Source organism: Oleisolibacter albus (assembly GCF_003336875.1).
Lineage (GTDB): Bacteria > Pseudomonadota > Alphaproteobacteria > Azospirillales > Azospirillaceae > Niveispirillum > Niveispirillum album.
The window spans coordinates 356,439-378,424 of sequence record NZ_QGNJ01000003.1 but is presented as its reverse complement, the minus strand read 5'-3'; the positions used below and the strand labels follow the sequence as shown (position 1 = coordinate 378,424).

Genomic DNA, 21,986 nt, shown 5'->3' with positions numbered 1-21,986 from the left:
GACAGGCTCATGCTCTCCTGGCCGCCCACCACCATGATGGCGGCGTCGCCGTTGCGGATGGCCTGATAGCCCAGCGCCACCGTGCGCAGGCCCGACCCGCAGACCTGGTTGATGCAGAAGGCGCTCTTCGACACCGGTATGCCGGCCTTGACCGCCGCCTGCCGCGCCGGGTTCTGCCCCTGCGCCGCCGTCAGAACCTGGCCCAGGATCACCTCGTCAACCTCGCCCGCCTCGGTCCGGGCGCGCGACAGCGCCTCGCGGATCACCAGCGCCCCAAGATCATGGGCGGCGATGCTGCTCAGAGCCCCGTTGAACCCGCCGATCGGCGTGCGCGCAGCGGCGGCGATGACAATATCCTTCATGGAGAATCCTCCTGGATGTAAGGGGGGCCGCGGCGTCCGGACCGGTCCATCCGGCCTGGGCGGGCGCCGCGGAATCAGTGGATGCTTGCTCAGAAGTAGAGACCGATAACGAAGATCGGCAGGGTGATGACCAGGGCGGTGGCGCAGTAACCCATGATGTCGCGCACCCCCAGCCCGGCGATGGCCAGGGCCGGCAGCGCCCAGAAGGGCTGGGCCATGTTCATCCATTCTTCGCCATAGGCGATGGCCATGGCCGCCTTGCCCAGATCGACGCCCAGCTGCTGCGCCGCCGGCATGATGAACGGTCCCTGCACCACCCAGTGGCCGCCACCCGACGGCACGGCGAAATTGACGAAGCCCGAGGCGAAGAAGGCCAGGACGGGGAAGGTGTCCTTGTTGGCGATCTCCACGAACCAGTTGGTGATCAGCCCGCCCAGGCCGGAATGCTCCATCATGATCTGGATGCCGGCATAGAAGGGGAACTGGATCAGGATACCGGCGGTGCCGCGCGCCGCATTGGTGATGGCGCGGCCATAGGCCATGGGCGAGCCGTGCAGGATGACACCGGCGATCAGCATGATCAGGTTGACGGTGTTGACGTTGAGGTCGAACCCGCGGGCCGAGAAGTAGAGGAACAGATATCCCAGGCCGAGCGCGGCGACGACGAAGGCCAGCAGCCGGCTCTCCTCCATGCGCTCCGCCGGGCTGGCGCTGGCGTCGAGGGTGCGCTTGGTGCTTTCCTCGGCCTTCAGCAGCGTCGGGTCGATGGTCACCACCTCATGCGGCTTCGGATGCATGATCCGGCACAGCAGCGGCAGGACGATGATGAGCGCCAGGGTGATGCCGATATTGTAGGGGGTGAAGATGGTGTCGGTGATGGGGATCAGACCGACGGTCTTCTCCATCGGGTTGCCCTTGGTGGCCGCCACCAGCGGGATGGAGGCCGACAGGCCGCCATGCCAGGTCATGAAGCCGATATAGGCCGAGGCGATCAGCAGCCGGTAATCCGACTTGGGGATGCGGCGGGCCACCTCGCGGGCGAACATGGCACCGACGACCAGGCCGAAGCCCCAGTTGATGACGTTGGTGACCGAGGCCGCGAAGCAGACCAGCATCACGCCCTGGGTCGGGGTCTTGGCGATGGAGGCCACTCGGCCCAGCAGCCGGCCGACCGGGGCAGAACTGGCCAGGGCATGGCCGGTCACCAGCACCAGCGCCATCTGCATGGAGAAGGACAACAGGTTCCAGAACCCGTCGCCCCACATGCGGACCAGATCCGCCGGCCCGTGCGGCGTCAGATACCAGGAGAAGCCGAACACCAGGATCGTCAGCAGGATGGCGAAGATCAGCGGGTCGGGCAGATAACGGCTGACCAGCCAGGTCAGGCTGCGGGACAGGAGGGTGATGGGATTGGCGCGCGCACCCGCATCGGGGGCCGGCGACGGATAGGTTGTATCGCTCATGGCGTGTCTCCAGCCGCCCCTTGTCCTGCATGCAGGGGGCAAGGGGCGGCTCCGTCGGGGGAAGGGTCAGCCGGCGATGGCCATGGTGGGGACACTGGCCGGCACGATCAGCTCGGCACCGGTGAAGGCCAGGACATCGGCCGGCGTAATGCCGGGTGCAACCTCCTTCAGCACCAGCCCGGCCTCGGTCGGTTCGATCACGGCCAGTTCCGTGACGATGAGATCGACCCGGCGCACCGAGGTCAGGGGCAGGGTGCAGCGTTTGACGATCTTCGGCGTGCCCTTGGCGCTGTGCTGCATGGCGACGATGACGCGCTTGGCCCCGGACACCAGGTCCATGGCGCCGCCCATGCCGGGAACCATCTTGCCCGGCACCATCCAGTTGGCCAACTGCCCGTCCTGATCGACCTGCAGGCCGCCCAGCACGGTCACGTCGAGATGGCCGCCACGGATCAGGCCGAAGGATATGGCGCTGTCGAAGGCGGCGGCGCCGGGAACGGCGCCGATGGGGCTGCCGCCGGCATCGCTGAGATCGCCGCTGACGGCCCCGGCCTCCGGCACCGGCGACATGCCGACGATGCCGTTCTCCGATTGGAACATGACATTGACGCCGGCCGGCAGGTGGTTGGCCACCAGGGTCGGCAGACCGATGCCGAGATTGACCAGATTGCCGGGCCGCAGTTCAAGCGCCACCCGCTTGGCGATCAGGGTCTTCTCATCCATGGCGGACCTCCTTGGCGACGATGCAGTCGACCAGAACATTGGGGGTGACGACGGCATCCGGCGGGATGACGCCAACGGGGACAATGTCCTCGGCTTCGGCTATGACGGTGCCGGCCGCCATGGCCATCAGCGGATTGAAGTTCCGCGCGGTCAGCGCATAGTCGAGATTGCCGAGGTAATCGGCATGCTTGGCGGCAATCAGGGCGAAATCGGCCTTCAGGGCGGTCTCCACCAGGAAGACGGTTCCGTCGACCTCGATCTTCTGCTTGCCCTCTTCAACCACGGTGCCGATGCCCGTGGGGGTCAGGATGCCGCCGAGGCCGAAGCCGCCGGCACGAACCCGCTCGGCCAGCGTGCCCTGGGGTACCAGTTCCACCTCGATCTCCCCGGCCATCATCTGGCGCTGCGTCTCGGGATTGGTGCCGATATGGCTGGCGATGACCTTGCGCACGGCCTTGGCATCAATCAGCTTGCCGATGCCCACGCCGGGACGTGCCGTGTCATTGGCGATGACGGTCAGGCCCCGCTTGCCCTGGCGCAGCAGTTCGTCGATCAGCCGCGGCGGGGTGCCGACGCCCATGAAGCCGCCGATCATCAGGATCGCCCCATCGGGTATGCGGGCGACCGCCTCTTCCACTGTCCGCACTTTACTCATCAGCGTCTCCTTCTCGCGTCGCAGCGCTGCCAACCGGTCCCGTCGCAAGACCATGCGGGGCCGTTGCCGGACTCCCAAAGGCCGGTTCTGGGTGCCACTGCGAACGCGTGGTTTGTTTTCTGAAGCGCACCGGTCCGGCCTTGCACAGAGGTGACCGAAGGCGATGCGGATCACCGATGATAAAAGCAAGGCCCATGCCAAAGGCAGGGATGGCCCCGGTCGGCCGCAAAAAGCGGGAATCTCGGCTGAATATTTGATAGGCGGCAGCCGTGGGGAGAGCGGCTTGTGCGCAGGATTGTGCGCGCTGCGCAAATCATTGCGCAGTTTGAAATCTGAATTCCGCGGTATGATCCCGGTGGAATATGGGCCGGAGCCCTTCATGCATAGGCTATGGCCCGGCGTTTGTTAAGTGGAAGATCGTTTCCATGGCCATTAGATTTACCGAAAGAACAAAAATCTGTCGGGCGGCTGGATGCCGGCATGGATGCCGCGTGGCGCGAGGAGGCGGCCCATGCGCCTGATGACAGGGATGCGGCTCCGCTTTCCGACGACGATGCGGGGCCGGCTCATCCTGGTGTCCTTCCTGGTCGTCGTCGTGCCCATCAGCATCACCGGCTATCTGCTGGAGATGGAGGGCCGGCAGGCTCTGATCCTGGAGAAGGAGGACAAGCTGTTCGGCATGACGCACATGCTGGATGCACAGCTGGGGCCGGGGTTCGAGGCCCTGCTGGCCGACAGTCCCGATCCGATCACCGACCGGTCCGCCCGTATCCGTGCCCTGTCGGCAAAACTGGCGCCCATCACCGATCAGGTCGCCGATACGCATCCCGGCGTCGGCGTCGGCTATTACAGCAAGGAGTTGGATGCGATCATCACCTATGGGCCGAGCCGTCTCTATGCCGAGACGGTCGGCCGGCCCATTCCGTCGGACCATCCGGGCCGGCAGGTCATGCAGACCGGTCACAGGGCCATGGAGACCGGTCGGCAGGTCCGTGGGCGGATCATGAACGCCATGCTGCCGCTGGTGCGCGACGGCGAGATCATCGGTTATGCCTGGGCCAATGAGCTGTCGGATGATGTGGAGCGTCAGGCCGCCGCCATGGATCGGGCCGTCCTGTCCGTCAGTATCGGCGGTATTCTGCTGGGGCTGCTGCTGACCCAGGTGATGTCGCGGCGCCTGGGACAGGATATCGGGGTCATTACCTCCGGCCTCGACCGCATGCGGGTGGATCTCGGCCATGCCATCCGCCCACCCTCGGGCGAGATCGGCCAGATCGCCGTCGAGGTCAACCGCATGGCCCGCGCTCTTCTGGACGCCCGCTCCCTGACCGAGAACATCCTGCGCAGCATCGCCGACGGTGTCATCGCCGTCGATTGGGACGGCCGGGTGACATCGATCAATCCGGCAGCGGAACGAACCATCGGCGTGACGGCGGAAGAAATCATCGGCCAGCCCTACACGGCCCTGTTCAAACAGGACAGCGGGTTCGCCAGCCCGCTGCTGGACACGCTGAAGACCGGGCAATCCCATATCGACATCCTGGTCGATTTCCCGGCGGCGAAGCAGACCCTGAACCTCAATGTCAGCAGCAGTCTGCTGCGCGACAGCCGTGGCCATGCCATCGGTGCCGTCGTGGTGCTGAAGGATCTGACCGAGCAGCGTCGTCTCCGCACCCAGATCATGCGGGCCGACCGGCTGGCTGCGCTGGGTGAACTGATGGCGGGCATCGCCCATGAGGTGCGCAACCCGCTGACCTCGATCCGGGGCTTCATGCAGTTGCTGGAAACCTCCGACGATCTCAAGGAATGGCAGCGTTACGCTCCCCTGATCATCCGGCAGGTGGACAGCCTGAACCGGTTGGTCACGGAGCTGCTGGAGTTTGGCCGGACGCGTCCGCCTTCCATCCGTCTGGTGCAGGTGAACGAGATCATCCAGGAGGTATCGGTCCTGGCCTGCCGCAAATCGCAGGCGGAGATCGTCCTGGATCTGGCGCCGGACCTGCCGCCGATCGAAGCCGATGGCGGGGCGCTGAAACAGGTGATCCTGAACCTGATCATCAATGCGACCCAGGCCATTGCGGACGCCGGTATCATCCGCATCAGCACCGCAGTGGATACCGGCCATGAGATCACCGTTGCCGTTGCCGATGACGGCATGGGCATCGAGGCCGAGGATCTGGAGAAGGTCTTCGATCCCTTTTTCTCGACCAAGCCCAATGGCACGGGGCTGGGTCTGGCCATGGTCCATCGCATCATCGATGCCCATCACGGCACCATCTGCATCAGCAGCCGACCGGGTTTCGGGACGACCGTCACGTTCAGGCTCCCCCTTCATCACCGCCAAGCGGAGACCGATCCGTGCTGACCGCTTTATCCGCCCTTGCGTCCACCGTTCTGGTCGTTGATGACGACGACGCCATCTGCCAGATGCTGGCGGCCGTCCTGATGCGGGAGGGGCACATTGTCATTACCGCCGCCGACGGCCGGGAGGCGGTGGCCGTCTTTACGGCCCAGCGTCCCACCGTGGTGTTGATGGATATCCGCATGCCCAACATGGGCGGGCTGGAGGCCCTGGCCGAAATCCGCAAGATCGACCGGGCGGCACCGGTCATCCTCATGACTGCCTTCGCTGAGGTGGAAACAGCAGTCCAGGCCATCAAGGATGGCGCCTTCGACTACATCATCAAACCGTTCGACATCGCCGAGATCCAGCTTCTGGTCGGGCGAGCCCTGCAGATGTGCCGGTTGCAGCGGGATATCGCCGTTCTGCATCGCGAACTGTCCGCCAGCTACCGCACCGACCGCATCCTGACCAACAGCCCGCAGATGACCGATCTGCTGCAGGCCATCGCCAAGGTGGCCAAGAGCAATGCCACGGTCCTGGTCAGCGGAGAAAGCGGTACGGGCAAGGAGCTGGTTGCCGCCGCCATTCATTACAACAGCCCCCGCAGCGCCGGTCCCTTCGTCAAGGTGAACTGTGCCGCCGTGCCGGAGGGGCTGCTGGAAAGCGAGTTCTTCGGCCATGAGAAGGGCGCCTTCACCGGGGCCGTCAGCCGTCACCGCGGCCGCTTCGAGCAGGCCGAGCATGGCACACTGTTTCTCGACGAGATCGGGGACATCTCGCCCAGCCTGCAGGTCAAGCTTCTGCGCGTGTTGCAGGAGCGGGAGTTCGAGCGTGTCGGCGGGTCCGACCCGATCCGAACCGATGTCCGGGTGGTGGTGGCCACCAATAAGAACCTGCTGGATCTGGTGCGGCAGGGCAGCTTCCGCGAGGATCTCTATTTCCGGCTCAATGTGGTTGCCCTGCGTACCGTGCCGCTGCGGGACCGGCCCGAGGATATCCGCCTGCTGGCCAGTCATTTCCTGCAGCGCTTCGCCGAGGAGAACCGGATCGACGTCACCGGCTTCGATGATCAGGCCATGACCTGCCTGATGCGCTATTCCTGGCCCGGCAATGTGCGCGAACTGTCGAATGCCGTCGAGCGCGCCGTGGTGATGAGCACAGGACGCCTGATTTTCCTGGAAGATCTGCCGGAGCAGATCGGGTGCCCGGACATCGATGACGATGCCGACACGGCCGTGCCCGAGGCGCCGGCCGAGACGGGCAGCGGGTCGTTGCGGGAGCGCGTCAGCCAGTTCGAGGCCCGGGTCGTGGCCGAGGCTCTGGCCCGCAATGGCGGGAACCGGATGAAGACGGCACTGGATCTCGGTATCAGCCGCCGGACGCTGCTCTACAAGCTGCAGGAGTATGGCATTTCCTGATCGTGACCATCGCGCCGTTATCCGCCCCGGGACCGTGCCGAAAGCTGCAGATTATCATGCATTAATACATTAAAGATTGCAGCGGACTGTTGACATCCGCCCGGCATTGCCCGACGAGGGAGCGGGGGAAAATGAGGTAAAGCTTGCGGGAAGCGAAATTATTCCAATTCGGGGATTGGACGGTCCTTCCCCGTCGCTGCCTTATTGAAAACAAGGTAGACGGGCGGTCGCTGAAGCTTGAGCCGAGGGTCATGAATGTGCTGGTCGCCCTGTGCGCCCGGCCCGGGGAAGTGCTGAGCCTCGCCGACCTGTTGCGCCAGTGCTGGGAGGGTGTGACCGTCGGTGAGAACCAGGTCCACAAGGCAATTTCCCAGCTCAGGCGCACGCTCGGCGACGACCAGGGCGAGGCCCGCTACATCGAGAATGTGCGCAAGAGAGGCTATCGCACCCTGGCCGCGGTCACCGTGCTGGAGAGTGATGCCCGCCCCGCCCTGGATGCCTGGACCCAGGGCTCACCCTATCCCGGTCTGGACCCGTTTGACGAGACCCGGGCCGGACTGTTCTTCGGGCGGGAAGGGGCTGTGTCCGCCTTGCTGGAGATGGTCCAGGCACAGCACACGGGCGGCCATGCCCTGGTTCTTGTCCTGGGCGCCAGCGGAAGCGGGAAGACATCGCTGATCCAGGCCGGGCTGGTGCCCGCCCTCCGCCAGTCCCTGCGGCAGAAGGAAGCATTCTCGGTCGGCCATCTGGACTTGGCGGAAATCGGAGATGTTCCGCTGCTGAGCGCGCTGGGGGGAGCCTTGCTGGATCTGGAGGTGGACGGCGTTCCCCTCTTTTCCGGGCTGAGTGCGGACGGGATCGGGGCGTCCCTGGCCGACGGCGAGACTTGGCGGGTGCCGGACGGTACCGATGGGGATTGCTTCCTCCTCTTCGTCGACCGGCTGGAGGCATTGTTCGCCGTCACGGTGTCCGCCGCGGAGCGGAGCCGCTTCCTGGCCGCGCTCGACCGTTTGGCGGCCAGCGGCCCCTTCTTGGTGGTGACGGCCTGCCGGAACGATTTCTATCCCAGCGTCGTCAACGAACCGGTTCTGATGGCGGCGAAGGCGCGGGGCGGACATTTCGACCTTTATCCGCCGAACCGGACCGAGATTGCCGCCATGATTCAACGGCCGGCGGCGCTGGCCGGGCTGGGTTTTGAACTCGATCCCCAGACCAATCTGCCGCTCGACGTCCTGCTGTGCGATGCGGCAGCCGGCAGCCCCGACGCATTGCCCTTGCTGCAATATACCCTGCAGGAGTTGTATGCGCAGCGCAGCACCCGACGCGAACTGACTATCGCCGCCTATCATGCACTGGGTGGTGTCGAAGGGGCCATCGGGCGCAGGGCCGATATCGTCCTGGGAGACCTGCCCGAGGCGACGCGCGATGCGCTGCCCCGGCTCTTGCCGATGATGATCACGATCAGCCCCCATGACGACGCGGTCCGTAGCCGCTATGTGCCCTGGCGGCGCCTGTCGGACGATGCCGAGCGGAGACTGGTGGCGCGTCTGGTCGATGAGCGGCTGTTCGTCAGCCTATCCAAGGATGGCGAGGTCGTGTTCGGCGTGGCGCATGAGGCGCTGCTGCGGCAATGGCCCCGCGTGGTGGACTGGATCGCCGATCATCGGCAGGCCCTGAATACGCGCAGCCGGCTGGAAGGATTTGCCCGCCGCTGGGGGGCCGAAGGCCGTCGTGCCGACCTGCTGCTGCCGCGGGGGCGCCTGCTGGAGGAGGCGCGGGCGCTGGCCGACCATCCCGCAATCCTGCTCAATGAGGAAAGCCGCGCCCTGATCACGGCGTCGATCCGGCGGGCACGCCGCATCGATCATCTGCGCTACGCGGCCCTGGCCGCTTTTGCCCTGATCGCGCTGGTCGCGGGATTCTTCGCTGTGATGGCGAATCACGCGGAACGGCTGGCTGCCGAGCGCCAGCACCAGGCCGAGGATCTGATGAACTTCATGGTCGGCGATTTCGCTGACAAGCTGCGGCCGCTCGGCCGGCTGGAACTGTTGTCAGACGTCGGGCGCAAGGCCCTGGACTATTTCGCCGAGGTCCGCCCCGAGCAGCTGACGGTAATGGAGCGCCAGCAGCAGGCCCGTGCCCTGGCCACCATCGCCGAGGTCGCCCGCGGCCACGCCGACCCAACTTCGGCCGTGGCGGCATTGCGTCTTGCCAGGCAGTTGCTGAACCGCACTCTGGCTGAAACGGGAGAGAGCGCCGACCTGCTGAAGGATCTGGGGGCGAATGCCTTCTGGCTGGGGCAGATCGCCTTGGACCAGGGTCGGATGGAGGATGCCTGGACTGCGTTCGGCGATTACAGGCGCCATGCCGAACGGATGATGGCCGTCGATCCTGACAATCCGGCCGCGTGGATCGAACTGTCCTACGCCTTGAACAGCCTTGGCTCCGTCGCCCAGGCCCGGGGGGATCTGGCGACGGCGGCCGTTGCCTTTGAACAATCCATTGCACTGAAACGCCGCGCCCTGGAGAAGAATCCGGATGACCGCGGCATTCAGGCTGGATTGGCCAACAGCCTGTCCTGGCTCGGGTCGCTTCGGCAGCAGGAAGGGGCCCTGCGGGAGGCATTGGCTCTGTTCGAACAGGAGTTGTCGGGGCTGCGTGCTTTGCACGCCCGTGCCCCCAGCGAGAACAGCTGGAGCTACCGGCTTGCCGTCGCCATGCGGCGCCATGCCGAGTTGCAGGCAAATCTCGGGGATACGTCGGCGGCCGAGCAGGAATTGCAGGCTGCCCGGGTTCGCGCCCTGGATTTGACCCGGCAGGATCCGGCCAATCGCATCTGGCAGCGCGTGCTGCTGAACATCGATACGCAGCTGGGAGAGGTTTTGGCCAATCTCGGCCGGTTGTCTGAAGCCCTCGCGTTGCAGCGGGCCACGGCCGACAGCACGCACAATCTCACCCGGCAGGATCCGGCCAACCGGGAGTGGCAGCTGCTGGAGGTGACCAACCAGATCTATTTGGCCCAGACCCTGCTGCGGCTGGGCAGGGCCGAGGAGGCTCAACGGCAGCTGGATCTGGTGCTGGACGGCCTCCGCGCAGAAGACCGGACGGGGGATGCGGATTTTTCTCAGCGCCTGGCCACTGCCTTGATCCTGCAGGCGGATGTGCGACGTGCGCTCGGCGGGACGGGGGAGCAGGAATGCCGCGAAGCTGAAAGTTTAATAAAATCCCATCTTTCTGCCACACGGGGAAATGTATACAGTCATGACCTGTATGTTCGTGCCAGCTTCTGTCTAGGACGCCGGGATCAGGCAAAGACATCCATCGCCTGGCTGGAGAAGATCGGGTACCGCATGGACCGATATGTCCGAATCATTTCTCAGATGAACCAAGGAGGGAAACCATGAGTGGCAAATGTCTGGATGTGATCATTATCAATGTGCTCATTCTTCAGAATGAGTTGGATCCTAATTCGTACAAGTGGTATTATCAGTCTGATTATAATGACGTTGACGAGCGGACAGGAACGGTAACAATACACAATGAAAGCCCGCTGCTGCTGATTTATCGTCTGGATAAAATATCTGCAGAAAAATACGAACTGATTTATGCGAATATGGATGCTATTCGCTGTGCGACCCGTGAGGTGCGGCAGGTTCTATATTCTGGTAATAGTACGATTATTCACATGGCCAATAAGGCCCCCCTGGTCCAGGACGCAACCCCGGTGGAAAACCGCTATACGGAATTCCGTCTCCGTCTGGTTGCGCGTCTCCTTGGAGACGTCAATTCGGCGATCATCAGCCCGGACCCGGAAGTGGTTAACGACCCCATCGCCCGGTGATGGGCGCAGGGTGTGCCGATCCGCCCTCAGCGTATTCGCGCGGGGCGGATCGGTTCGCTGATACCGGTCAATGTGCGTCGGTTGCGATACCGTAGAAGTCGATCACCGGTGTGGCGATGGTGGAGTCCGGCATGGCCGGATCCTGCCGGTTGGTGATGAAAAGCGGCTGACTGATGACGATGGGGGCCATAGCACTGCCATAGGGCAGCCAGACATCATCCCGGGCCGAGGCGCAGGCCGATGTGCAGGCCTGCCATTTGAGATTGGCCGTGTCACCATTGGCGACCTTCAGCGCCGCCGGCCCCTGATAGATGAAGCTCGAGCTTTGCACCGTGGCCCCCTGCGGCGCCAGACCGGCCGAGGCATCGAGCATGGCGACGACGAAACCCGGCTGGCCCGGTTTGATCAGGCGTTTCGGCAGCAGCGGCACCGGAGCGTCGATCATGGCGACGGGTTGGGTGCCATCGCGGTAGATCGGCTGGAAGACCAGCGCGGCGGTCGATGTCAGAGCCGAGGACAGGGTCGCGATCGTGTAGCTTTCGCCGCGGCGGAGCGGCAGGCAGAGTGTGGCTGATTTCACCGCCAGGTCGGCTTCCGAGGACCAGTGCTGCGAGCAAGCAGCCCGTACCTGTCCCTGGCTGTCCGTGACCAGCAGGATGGAGCGGGAACCATCCGAGATCCCGGTGAGGATGCCGGTCAGGAAGCCATCGGTCGGAGCGGTGAAGGTGATCGTTTCCGCCCCCTGATCCGGGATGTACAGGCGCCCGATATCCAGCGACCGGCCCAGCATGACAGTGGGGGGGAAATTGAGCGGTGACTGCCAGGCCCAGACGGGCGGAGCCTGCTCGGCAGTAAAGGGGGTGGTGACCCGCATGATGGCCTGCTCGGTGCGATGGACGGCCACGGTGTTGGAAACAGCTGCGGTGATGATTGCACCGGTCTCGGCGGGTCGCCGGACCTGGATCAGATCAACGCTGGCGCGGGGGCGTCCCTCGTCGCCCTCGGCCGGGCCTGTCATCAGGCCCGCGCTGTCACCGACGCGGACGGCATGACCTGTGGCGGTGAACATGAAATCGGTCTTGCTGGCGACGGTGGTGTCCTTCGCCACCAGGATCGGCGGTCCGACAAGATTCCTGGCCAGTCCGTAATAGGTGTAAACGGCGGTTGCATAGGCTTGGCGGAAGTCCGGGGTCAGGTCCGCCAGCAGATCACAGAGCGGGGCGAAGGTGGTGAAGGCGGTCTCGCCACCGGTCAGGGTTCGGCTGGCGGCCGGATTCAACACCAGGGCAGGTGCCGCATCCGCTGATCGCCGGAAGGCCTCGATATCCGTTGCGGCCCTGTCGCCGCCATTGGTCCGGATGCTGAACCGAGTATTGCACTTGAATTTAGAACTGACCGATGGGGACCGCAGCGCGGCATCGATATCCAATTTGCCCGAGGCAACCACGTCGTCGAAGATTCTGCCGATCTGAAGCGACATCTCGGCGTCATTGCCGGACTCGGCGTAGTTTCGGCTGGTCTCGGAAAAGAAGATGTATTCGTTTCCGAAGGCCCCTGAAGCCAAGTAATGCGTGCCGTAGGTGAGAAAGAACCGGTCAAAGTCGGTCTGCGACACGCCCGGCCCGTCCAGGGCGAGCAGAGCCGCTTTGAAGTCTGCTTCCAGTGCCTGCTGGCTCGATGGCCGGTGCCGCGCCGCTGTGAACACCAGCGCCCCGCCGAAGCAGTAGCCGTAGACCTTGTCGGCGAACCGATAGCTTGGGATCACGTTGACATAGCTGCCGCCAATGCTGCCGCCAAAATCACCGTGGAAGTCGCCAATCGCGGTCGAGAGAGCGATATAGTCGGCATAGTGCCGGGTGTCGCAGATCAGCACCGGTGATGCGGACAGGTAACTGGTCTGTCGTGGCGCGTAGGTGACACCCGGCGGCAGGCCGGTGTGGTCTGCCGGGTGGAAGACCTGCCCCATGAACAACCCTTCCCGCAGGTCGAAGCCAAAAAGGAAGGTATCGGCGATGGCCGTGCCAACCGGTGCGCTGAGGCCCTGTCCGGTGGCAGGACGCGGACCGGTCCGGAGACCAGGATGGAGAGAGATCGTGGTGGTGGCGCTATCGGCGACATCTCTCATGGCACAGTCCCTTTCGCATGGGGCACCGCAGGGTACCTGCTGCATCCGTCAGCCCCGGGACGTCGCCCCGGACCCTGTCGCAATGCATGCCTCACCTTAGAGACCACGACGGAAAACGCTTCTTCCATTCTGCTTCCGCAGAATAACCAATTGATCTGAAATGATTTTTCGCCCACACCGCCGAGGGTGCCGGATCAGCCGATCTTGCAGACATATGTGTGCTGCTGCTGTCGCTGCCGCAGCAGGCGCGCTGTTATATCGTCGTTGGAGCAGGTCGTTTCCGCCCTGGCGGCGCGCGCTGGCCAGCCCGGTCCACCCCTGGGAGCCGGGGCGTGGCACGCTGTGGCCCGCAGGCATCGGCGGTGCGGGGATGGTGCGCCGGATGATCCCGGGCTGCCCCTCAGGTCCGTCGTTCAATGGCGGAGCGCGGAAACGCCGCTGCCGCTGCCGCCAGATCATCGGCAAGCTGGCCAAGGGCCGCCGAGGTTGCCTCGGCCACGCCGGCGGGCGTGGCATTGGTCATGGGGATCTCGACCCGGCTGGTGGCGGCGCGGGACGGGCGCTCGCCCTGGCTGCCGACCAGGGTCCAGCGCGCCTCCAGAAGCAGTCGACCATCGGGCAGCGGGTCCATGCGCAGAATCTCGACACTGAGATCGGCGTCGGGAATGCGGCCATCCCCTTCGATCAGCAGCCGCCCTGGTCCCAGCCGGTCGGACAGGGCGCCGGCCAGGACACGGGTGCTGCCGTCTCCCAGGCGTTCGGCCCATTCAGTCCCTGCTGCAAGCCCGACCTGTCCCCCGTCCCGGCGTGTCACCATGCCTAGACTGTCGAGATAGCCGGGCACGCGCACCGGCCGCAGCAGCAGACTGATTCCATCGGCAGCCGCGGTCTGGGGGGCGGGGGCGGGAGGCAGGGCCAGAAGCGTGGGGGCCGCGGAGCTGCAGCCGGCCAGCAGCATCAGGAGAAGACACGCCCGTGCGGAACTGAGGACATGGGACAGGCGGATCATGGCTCATCTTCCCCGGATCAGGCTGGCGGGGTCACGATCGACCCGTTCCGACAGGTTGCGCAGATGGGCGGCGGTTGCGGCCAGATCGTCGGCGGCGCGCTGGATTTGCACAGCTGTGCGGCCCCGCGGATCAAGGAAGGCGTTGGCGCCATCCAGCGTCGTATCCGCTTTGCCCAAGGTCGTTCGGGCGGCCGCACCGGTGGTGGCGGCCTCTTTCTCCAGCGTGGATGACAGGCTGCGGACCGCACCCAGCGTTTCGTTCAGCGACCCCACCGTCTGGTCCAGGCCGGTCCTCGCCGATCCCGACAGGGCCGTGACCTCGGTGTCGACGGTCGCCAGGGTCTGGCGCAACTGCACCAGGAGGGCCGGCAGCTCCGCGATGCTCTGCTTGAGTTCCGGTGTCGTCAGCACGGCGTTCAGCGAATCCAGCGTATGCACGACGGACTGGACCGCCTCGTCCAGCCTTACGCTCTGGATCTGCTGCGTAATCGCCTCCAGATCCGTGGGAACCGTTGGGATCTCCGGAGCCGGGGCTGCGCCATTCACCCGCCGGCTGCGGCCGCCCTCCCGGAAATCCAGTTCCACCATCAGCTGACCCGTGACGAAGCTCTGCATGACGAGCTTGGATGTCAGGCCACGCTCAACCAGGGATCCGACCAGATTGTCCTCGTCCGAGATGCTGTCACCGAATGTCTCCACCGTATCCGGATAAAGCTCCATGGTGACCTGGATGATCCCGCTGTAGGTCCCCGGGTCGACCCGGATGCCCATGGCGGACACGGCGCCTACCCGCACGCCCCGGAATGTGACCGGTGCCCCGATCTGGAGACCGGCGACGGAGCCGTCGAAGTAGCTCACGGCGCGCAACTGCCGGGTGAACAGCGCGCCACCGCCGAAGAACAGGATGGCAACCACCACCAGGAGCAGAGCGCCCAGAACGAAGGCACCGATGGCTGTGGGGCTGGGACGCGTCACGACCGGGCCTCCCTTTCAGAGTCTGACAGGCCGCGGCGGGCCAGGAAATCACGCACCTTGGCGTTGTCGGATGTCGCGGCCAGTGTGGCGGGAGCGCCCAGCGCCACGGGCCTGTGCTGCTCGCCATCCAGGAAGAGCATGCGGTCGGCGATGCTGTACAGGCTTTCCAATTCGTGGGTCACCAGGACGACGGTGATGCCAAGTCCCTCGCGCAGGCTGAGAACAAGCTCGTCCAACCGTCTGGAACTCAAGGGATCCAGTCCGGCCGATGGTTCGTCCAGGAACAGGACGGACGGGTCCAGGGCCAATGCGCGCGCCAGGGCCGCACGCTTGCGCATGCCGCCGGACAGGCTGGCGGGATAGCGGTCCTCATGCCCGGCCAAGCCAACGAGCGCCAGCTTGAACCGGGCCAGCAGGTCGCGCGCCGTTGCCGGCGCATGGCCGTAAAGGTCCATCGGCATGACGACATTTTCCAGCAGGGTCATGGAACTCCACAATGCCCCGCCCTGGAACAGGATACCGAATGGCGGCGGCCCATCCTGCGCCGCATCATCCAGGGGAACCCCATCGAACAGAACCTGCCCCGACAGCAGCGGTTGCAGCCCGACCATGCTTTTCAGCAGCGTGCTCTTGCCTGAGCCGCTGTCGCCAACCACGGCAAAGATCTCGCCGGCCTGGATCTCGACCCGGATGCCGCTTTGCACCGGCCGGCCGCCATAGCCCACCGAGACATCGTGCAGGGCGATGCGGGGTGTCGTCATGCTCACACCCCCAGCGCGTTGGCGCAGACGGCGAACAGCGCGTCCACGGCGATGATGGCGACGATGGCATTGACGACGGCCGCCGTGGTCGCCTGACCGACATCGGCGGCGCTGCGCCCGGCCCGCAGGCCGCAGCGGCAGCCGATCAAGGCCACCAGCGCACCGAAAACAACGGATTTCAGACCGCCGATGGCGAAGTTGGCGCTTTTGATCGCGGCTTGCGTCTCGATCAGATAGCCGGTGGCCGTCACATCCAGCATCAGGGTCGCGACGATCATGCCGCCGATGAGGCTCAACAGGCAGGCATAGACATAGAGCAGCGGCATCAGCAGGCTGAGGGCGGCGACGCGGGGCAGCACCAGGAATTCCTCCGGCGGCACCCTCAGCGTTGTCAGGGCATCGATCTCCTCATTGCCCTGCATGGTGGCGATGCGGGCAGCGAAGCTGGCACCGGTGCGTCCGGCCAGCACGATGGCCGTCATGACCGGGGCCAGTTCACGGACCGAGGCGATGCCGACCAGATCCGCCACATAGAGGCCGGCACCGAAAGTCTTCAGCTGCACCGCGCCGACAAAGGCCAGGATGGCCCCCATCAGCAGATTGACCACGCTGACGATGACGATGGCGCGGGTGCTGGACTCGGCCAGAACATCCAGGATCTCGCTGCGGCGGACCATGGCCCGCCCGGTCAGCAGGCGGGGGAGCCGCAGAACCATGTCGCCGATGAGGGCGACCATGGCCAGCGTTTCCCGCCACCAGGCCAGGACACCCAGCCCGACCCGTTCGCGCAGGCCCTGCCGTGGGGCGGGTGCGGCCTGTGCCGACGGAGTGCCGCGGGCCAGGGACATCAACGCCTGCAGATCCCGGGGGACCCCGTCGAGCCGGATCGCCTCCCCGGTCAGCTGGCGCAGAACATCATCAAGGAACGCCGCATCGGCGGTGCCCCAACTCCAGTGCGCCGGGGCCTCCAGCCGCAGCCAGCGGACCGGGCGGCCAGGGTCGATGCCGAGACTGGAAAGCGGACAGCCCAGCAGGGTTTGATCCAGCCCGCCGTCCGGAATCCGCAGCACCAGACCGTCGGCCTCCTGGCGGAACGGCGTGCTCACGCGGCGATCTCCGCCCCTGATGGGGACACGGACCGGACCGGGGCGGCAGCAAAAGACAGGGCGGACAACAGCATGGGACCGTAGCAGCGAGAGTCCAGGCCGCAATCTTTACATGGAAACGGGCGGATCGCCCACCCTAACCGTGTCGGTGACCGACATGTGGCCTCACCGAAGCAGGTTGGCCGTGTCGATGGCCTGTTCCAGAGGCTCTGCCACCGGTGGCATGACGTCGGGCCAGCGTAGAAGCGCGGCATGGCCCGAATCGGTCAGTCCATACAGGCCATGCGCCACCCGCTCGAACCAGCCATAGACATTGCGCTGCAGGATCTTGGCGGCATCCGGACAGCCCGCCTTGAGGTCGCGCGGGCGGCGCGGGCCGTCCGTCAGGGCTGCGGCGCAAGCCAGGGCCTGTTGGCGGTAGGCGGTCAGGATCGGCATACGGCTGCTGCCACCGACCGCAGGATCACCCCGACGACGCCGGTGTTCCTCGAGCAGGCGCGAACGCCTCTTCTTGTCCAGCCGCGGCTGGTAGCCGGTCGGTTCCAGCAGTGGTGTCACCTGGGGTCCCGGCCCGACCAGCAGGAGACCGAGACCAAGCAGGCGGCAGAGACGGCGGACCCGGGGGTCCGTTTCGCGGCCACGACCGCGCCGGGAGGCTGGAATGGCAACCCAGATCTCGTCCGCCACCGCCATCCGGTCGACGGCCTGCAGGACCAGATCCAGGGTGAAGCTGCGCTTCAACTCGCCAATGACCAGAAGCGGTGTCTCGCCCGGCCCGACAGCCACGAGATCACACCCGCCAATCTCACCCTTGACCGCGAACCCCAGCCCTTCGAGGTAGCGCTTGACCGGCGGATAGAGATCGCGCTCCCACAGGGAAGCGCCGGTGCCGTCGCCGGCACCGGACACGTCCGCCGGACCCGATTCAGCCGTTGAGGGCATCCTTCAGGGCCTTGCCTGCGGTGAATTTCGGCTGCTTGCTGGCGGCGATCTCGATCATCTCGCCAGTGCGGGGATTCTTGCCCTGGCGTGCCGGACGGTCGGCAACGGAAAAGGTGCCGAAGCCAAGCAGACGGACATCGCCACCGGACTTCAACGCATCTTCGATGGCGATGAAAACGGCGTCCACCGCCTTCGCCGTGACGGTCTTGGTGGTGCCGGTCGCTTCCGCCACCTGGGCCACGATATCTGCCTTCTGCATGTCCCCTCCCTTCCATCGTTCGGTCCGGCATCCCTTCCGGCCGGGGCGCGACCTTACGGCCAGCGAATCCGCCTCCGCAACACCGCTCTCGCGCTGGATCAGGCCGGATGCCGCCGCGTGTGGCGGTTTCCTTCCCGGCTGTTGCCGTGATGCCGCCCTGAAGGGGGCAGAATATCTCTTGGGGTCAATGCAGACGGATGGCGGATACCGCTGCCACGACGGCTTCGTCGGTGGCACGGGCAGCCTCCAGCAGGATGGCGAAGGCGGCCGAGCGGTCGTCCGGCTGGGCCTGACTGGCCACGGCACCGGCCATGATTCCCAGCATCATCATGACATCGCCGATGGCCAGCCCCGCGGCCTGTGACCGGTCCAGCAACTGACGGAGCAGATCGTTGGTCAGATCGGTGGCGTCAGGGGTGAGCATTCTGGACGGTGTCTCGGGTTACAGGGCGCCAGCCGGGTCGTCCCGTCGGGCGACAGGGGCGGACAATCCCTCGGCACGGCAGATCTTGCAAGTGCGGAGACGGGCATCCCCCTCCCTGACCGTGCGGACCAGACCTGTTGCCGCCGCTCCCGCATGCGACGGAAAGGGGTCATAAAATTACAACACGAGGGTCACTTTGAAGTGAGGCTGCGTTTGTTTGCCGAATATATGCTGCACTCATTATTCGCAAGATGGTAGTGTGCGGTTTGTCTTGATTGTCCGGATGCCCCGACTGTGTACGGTATTTTAACAGATCTCGCTGTCGGCCCAATCTCCAGACCGGAGAATGCCAAAACAGCCAGGGGTAGGATTAGCATTTGGCTGTGGTCTATCCGGTCAGCCATCCGGTGGTGGTGGGTGCATGCCCGAACCACGGTCAAGATTCTCCGTTCTTGTCTTGTCCTTTACGCCATTGTCGCTCTGTCCGCCCTGCTGCCCGTCCCCGCCCATGCCAGTGAGCGCTGGTCGTCCCTGATCACCCCCACCTTCGAAACCGCGTCCCGGCGCGAGGGATTGCCACACCCCGTCATCACCAGCGTGGTCCAGGACAAATCCGGCTTCATCTGGGTTGGTACGCAGGGTGGTCTGGCCCGGTATGACGGCTTCCGGTTCCAGACGTACAAGGCCGATTCCACCAATCCGTCGGCCTTGCCCGACGCCTATATCATGTCCTTGCATGTGACGGAGGAGGGACGGCTCTGGATCGGAACCGCTGGCGGCGGCGCCGTCTGGTACGATCCGGTCCGGGATGCCTTTGTCCGCGCCGCAACGGGATCCGCCGGCACGCCGGACCTCGTCATCACGGGAATTGCGGATGATGGTCAGGGTGGCGTCTGGATCGCCAGCCGCAATGGCATCACCCACATTCCGCGCTCCGGCCCTGCGCGCCGCTTCGCTGTCGACACAGGCGACCTGCCCAACAACCAGCTGACCTCGATTCTCCGGGGGAATGATGGGGTGCTGTGGGCCGGGACGATGGCGGGGCTGGTCCGGCTGATGCCCGGTGAACACCGCTTCGACCCGGTTCCGCTGGGCAGCAACGGAACGAGCCGTGTCCTGCATGAGGACGACGACGGGCGGGTCTGGATGGTCGCCCCGGTGGGCGACAATGACCAACTGTTCGTGACGGGCGACACAGGGACAAACGTTCCTCATCCGGCCCTGGATGGGCGTGGTCAACCCTTGCTGTTTCCCCGTGGCTGGGTGGTGGATCTGGCAACGGACCGCGCCGGCCATGCCTGGGTCGCGCTGCAACGCGGTGGTGTCATCGAAGTGGACCTCAGGGATGGCGGCCGTCAGCCGCTGTTGCACGATCCGGCCGATCCGGCCAGCCTTCCGGACAACACGGTCTACGGCCTTTACGGGGATGGCACCCCCTATCTCTGGATCGCCACCCGGGCCGGCCTGGTGCGCTTCAGCCCCTCGAACCGGTGGCTCGCTTCCATCCGCTATTCCCCGCTCCATCCGGAAAGACTGTCCGGACCCGATGCCCTGGTATTGCATACCACACCGGACGGCCTGGTCCTGGCCGGGTTGCTGAAAGGCGGCATCGACATTCTCGATCCGGAACGGGGACGGGTGGGGCGCTACATTGCCGGGGAAAATGGGCTGCCGGAGGCGGCCATCGTCGCCCTGGAGACCATCGGGGAGCAGCTCTATGTCGGCTCTGACCGCGGCCTGTTGCGCATCACGGGCCGGCAGGCGGCGACGCCGATCCCGCTGCCGGGTCCCGATCAGCTGGCCCAGGCCTTGCTGTCTTGGCGGGGCCGGCTGTGGATCGGAACGCGCACGACCCTGTCCTGGCTTGACCCCCGCACCGGAACGGTAACTCCGTTTCAATGTGGCTCAACGCCCTATGTGCAGAACGTCATCAACCTGCGTGCCGGTCCCGACGGCCGGCTCTGGCTCGGAACCCCTGGCGGCATCGAGGCCATAGATATCGACGGATGCCGGATCGAGACCTTCCGCAACGATCCAAAGGACCCCGCATCCACTCCGTCGGGCATCATCAGCGGATTGATGTTCGATTCCCGGGGCCGGCTGTGGGCCGGCACCATGGGCAGCGGTATCGGTGTGGCCACCCTGGATCAAGGGCGCCCACGGTTCCGGGTCCTCAGCACCGGCGACGGGCTTCCCAACAGCAATATCGGCGCCATGGTCGAGGGGCGCGACGGTCGCGTTTGGGTCAGCACGGCCGATGGCATCGCGGCGGTGACGCCCGACCTGCGGATCTCGGCCTATGGTGCGGCGGAGGGGTTGTCCATCCCGGCCTATTGGGTCCGTTCCGGCACTCTGACCCCCGCCGGCGATATGGCTTTCGGGGGCGGCGGCGGCATCACCGTCGTCCGTGCCGATGCCAATCCGGGAACGAACCAGGATCTCCCCGTGGTGGTGACCGCCCTGCGCATCGGCAATTCCAGCATACCGGCCGGAAGTCTGGACCTGACGCATCGAGGGCGCCCCCTGGTGCTGCCCAGTGGCGGCACCAGCCTTCAGGTGGAGTTCAGCGCCCTGGACTATGGTGCGCCCGAGCGCACGCGCTACCGATACCGCCTGGACGGGTTCGAACAGCATTGGACGGAAACCGACCCTACCCGCCGGGTGGCCACCTATACCAACCTGCCGCCGGGAGACTTCACCCTGCGCATCGACGGAGCCGGGCGCGGCGGGGACTGGTCCAGTCGTGGATTGGCTATCCCCGTGCATGTGGAGCCGGCTTGGCATCAGACCACCACCTTCCACATCGCGGCTCTCCTGGCCGCCTGTGGCGGGATCATCGGTCTCGTCCAGATCCGAACGCGTCTGATCCGGCATCGGCAGCAGCAGTTGGAGCAGGAGGTGGCTGAGCGGACCCGCGATCTGGTGGAGGCTAACCACAAGCTCGAGACCCTGGCCAGTACGGACCCGCTGACCGGTGCGTTGAACCGGCGCCGGTTCCTGGAAGCCCTGGAAGCAGAGGTCGACCGGGCCCAGCGCTACGGGCACAGTCTGGCCCTGCTGGAAATCGACCTGGACCACTTCAAACAGGTCAACGACCGCTACGGCCATGCCGGCGGCGACGCGGCACTGTGCCAGTCCGTCACCCGGATATCCGCCCTGTTGCGCTCCGTCGATCATCTCGGGCGGCTGGGTGGTGAAGAGTTCGCAGTATTGCTGCCGGTCACCGGGCTCGACGGGGCGCAACAGGTCGCCGCCCGCATCCGGGAGGCGTTGATGGCAACCCCCATCCCCTATGCCGACCATGCGATCCCCATTACGGCCAGCATCGGCTGTGCGGAATGGCTGCAATGGGGGGAAACGGCGGACGCCCTGCTGCTGCGGGCGGACCAGGCGCTCTATGCCGCCAAGCTTCTGGGCCGCAACCGGGTAGAGGTCTGGACGCCGGCCGTGGCAGGCCGTTTCAACGCTGCGAGTTCGACGTGATCCTGTGTGCTGTCGTGAAGATCACGGATGGCCGGATCGCTGGGGTCAGGGACAGGACGTGGCAGGCAGCAGAAAGCCCGGTCGCAGCGGACCGGG

At 65.4% G+C, this 21,986-nt stretch carries 17 protein-coding genes; 5 read left to right on the top strand and 12 right to left on the bottom strand.

From position 1 onward, the window contains the following. The 4 genes from DK368_RS06500 to DK368_RS06485 form a co-directional block, all read right to left on the bottom strand. Positions 1-362, bottom strand: a 362-nt coding sequence (locus tag DK368_RS06500; protein WP_476703849.1) for a thiolase family protein, incomplete at its 3' end; no start/stop codon positions are given. Positions 363-451: 89 nt separating this feature from the next. After that, the gene (locus DK368_RS06495; RefSeq protein WP_114393107.1) at positions 452-1,825 is read right to left on the bottom strand and encodes a TIGR00366 family protein; all 1,374 of its coding nucleotides are present in this window, start codon (positions 1,823-1,825) and stop codon (positions 452-454) included. Between the two features lie 66 nt (positions 1,826-1,891). Further along, a complete protein-coding gene (locus tag DK368_RS06490; RefSeq protein WP_114393106.1) occupies positions 1,892-2,548 on the bottom strand; it encodes a 3-oxoacid CoA-transferase subunit B in 657 nt (218 codons plus the stop codon). Continuing rightward, positions 2,541-3,203 carry a CoA transferase subunit A gene (locus DK368_RS06485; protein ID WP_114393105.1) on the bottom strand — a complete coding sequence of 221 codons (663 nt, stop codon included), beginning with the start codon at positions 3,201-3,203 and terminating at the stop codon, positions 2,541-2,543. The genes DK368_RS06490 and DK368_RS06485 overlap by 8 nt, the downstream gene beginning before the upstream one ends. Before the next feature lie 511 nt (positions 3,204-3,714). Between DK368_RS06485 and atoS the strand changes: the two genes are divergently transcribed. From atoS to DK368_RS21290, 4 genes are all read left to right on the top strand, one after another. Then, entirely contained in the window at positions 3,715-5,568 is a 1,854-nt protein-coding gene (gene atoS / locus DK368_RS06480) for a two-component system sensor histidine kinase AtoS (RefSeq protein WP_162305913.1), read from the top strand. Next, positions 5,562-6,965 carry an acetoacetate metabolism transcriptional regulator AtoC gene (gene atoC, locus DK368_RS06475; protein WP_240002363.1) on the top strand — a complete coding sequence of 468 codons (1,404 nt, stop codon included), beginning with the start codon at positions 5,562-5,564 and terminating at the stop codon, positions 6,963-6,965. Before atoS ends, atoC begins: the two co-directional genes overlap by 7 nt. A 143-nt stretch (positions 6,966-7,108) precedes the next feature. Continuing rightward, positions 7,109-10,369, top strand: a complete 3,261-nt coding sequence (locus DK368_RS06470) for an nSTAND1 domain-containing NTPase (protein WP_275668481.1) — start codon at positions 7,109-7,111, stop codon at positions 10,367-10,369. Then, on the top strand, positions 10,366-10,806 hold the full coding sequence (locus DK368_RS21290; protein WP_155524498.1) for a hypothetical protein: 441 nt from the start codon (positions 10,366-10,368) through the stop codon (positions 10,804-10,806). The genes DK368_RS06470 and DK368_RS21290 overlap by 4 nt, the downstream gene beginning before the upstream one ends. 67 nt (positions 10,807-10,873) lie before the next feature. Here the strand turns inward: DK368_RS21290 and DK368_RS06465 are convergent, their stop codons facing one another. The 8 genes from DK368_RS06465 to DK368_RS06430 form a co-directional block, all read right to left on the bottom strand. After that, on the bottom strand, positions 10,874-12,931 hold the full coding sequence (locus tag DK368_RS06465; RefSeq protein WP_162305912.1) for an MAC/perforin domain-containing protein: 2,058 nt from the start codon (positions 12,929-12,931) through the stop codon (positions 10,874-10,876). Positions 12,932-13,331: 400 nt separating this feature from the next. Next, on the bottom strand, positions 13,332-13,940 hold the full coding sequence (locus tag DK368_RS06460) for a PqiC family protein (RefSeq protein WP_114393102.1): 609 nt from the start codon (positions 13,938-13,940) through the stop codon (positions 13,332-13,334). Between the two features lie 3 nt (positions 13,941-13,943). Next, a complete protein-coding gene (locus DK368_RS06455; protein WP_114393101.1) occupies positions 13,944-14,915 on the bottom strand; it encodes an MlaD family protein in 972 nt (323 codons plus the stop codon). Next, on the bottom strand, positions 14,912-15,676 hold the full coding sequence (locus DK368_RS06450; RefSeq protein WP_114393100.1) for an ABC transporter ATP-binding protein: 765 nt from the start codon (positions 15,674-15,676) through the stop codon (positions 14,912-14,914). Before DK368_RS06450 ends, DK368_RS06455 begins: the two co-directional genes overlap by 4 nt. Before the next feature lie 2 nt (positions 15,677-15,678). Continuing rightward, positions 15,679-16,782, bottom strand: a complete 1,104-nt coding sequence (locus DK368_RS06445; RefSeq protein WP_114393099.1) for an MlaE family ABC transporter permease — start codon at positions 16,780-16,782, stop codon at positions 15,679-15,681. A 165-nt stretch (positions 16,783-16,947) separates the two neighbouring features. Then, complete coding sequence (locus DK368_RS06440) at positions 16,948-17,691, bottom strand: DUF2161 family putative PD-(D/E)XK-type phosphodiesterase (RefSeq protein ID WP_240002362.1); 744 nt, start codon at positions 17,689-17,691, stop codon at positions 16,948-16,950. A 16-nt stretch (positions 17,692-17,707) separates the two neighbouring features. Then, positions 17,708-17,983, bottom strand: a complete 276-nt coding sequence (locus DK368_RS06435) for an HU family DNA-binding protein (protein WP_114393097.1) — start codon at positions 17,981-17,983, stop codon at positions 17,708-17,710. A 184-nt stretch (positions 17,984-18,167) separates the two neighbouring features. Continuing rightward, positions 18,168-18,407, bottom strand: a complete 240-nt coding sequence (locus DK368_RS06430) for a hypothetical protein (protein WP_114393096.1) — start codon at positions 18,405-18,407, stop codon at positions 18,168-18,170. Between the two features lie 417 nt (positions 18,408-18,824). Between DK368_RS06430 and DK368_RS06425 the strand changes: the two genes are divergently transcribed. Beyond that, positions 18,825-21,890: a ligand-binding sensor domain-containing diguanylate cyclase gene (locus DK368_RS06425; RefSeq protein WP_162305911.1), complete on the top strand. Its 3,066-nt coding sequence runs from the start codon at positions 18,825-18,827 to the stop codon at positions 21,888-21,890. Positions 21,891-21,986: the final 96 nt, after the last annotated feature.

Excerpts from the sequence above, each read along its gene's own strand:
- DK368_RS06495 (WP_114393107.1), bottom strand. The coding sequence starts at position 1,825 with ATGAGCGATACAACCTATCCGTCGCCGGCCCCCGATGCGGGTGCGCGC.
- DK368_RS06490 (WP_114393106.1), bottom strand. The coding sequence starts at position 2,548 with ATGGATGAGAAGACCCTGATCGCCAAGCGGGTGGCGCTTGAACTGCGG.
- DK368_RS06485 (WP_114393105.1), bottom strand. The coding sequence starts at position 3,203 with ATGAGTAAAGTGCGGACAGTGGAAGAGGCGGTCGCCCGCATACCCGAT.
- atoS (WP_162305913.1), top strand. The coding sequence starts at position 3,715 with ATGCGCCTGATGACAGGGATGCGGCTCCGCTTTCCGACGACGATGCGG.
- DK368_RS21290 (WP_155524498.1), top strand. The coding sequence starts at position 10,366 with ATGAGTGGCAAATGTCTGGATGTGATCATTATCAATGTGCTCATTCTT.
- DK368_RS06465 (WP_162305912.1), bottom strand. The coding sequence starts at position 12,931 with ATGAGAGATGTCGCCGATAGCGCCACCACCACGATCTCTCTCCATCCT.
- DK368_RS06460 (WP_114393102.1), bottom strand. The coding sequence starts at position 13,940 with ATGATCCGCCTGTCCCATGTCCTCAGTTCCGCACGGGCGTGTCTTCTC.
- DK368_RS06450 (WP_114393100.1), bottom strand. The coding sequence starts at position 15,676 with ATGACGACACCCCGCATCGCCCTGCACGATGTCTCGGTGGGCTATGGC.
- DK368_RS06435 (WP_114393097.1), bottom strand. The coding sequence starts at position 17,983 with ATGCAGAAGGCAGATATCGTGGCCCAGGTGGCGGAAGCGACCGGCACC.
- DK368_RS06430 (WP_114393096.1), bottom strand. The coding sequence starts at position 18,407 with ATGCTCACCCCTGACGCCACCGATCTGACCAACGATCTGCTCCGTCAG.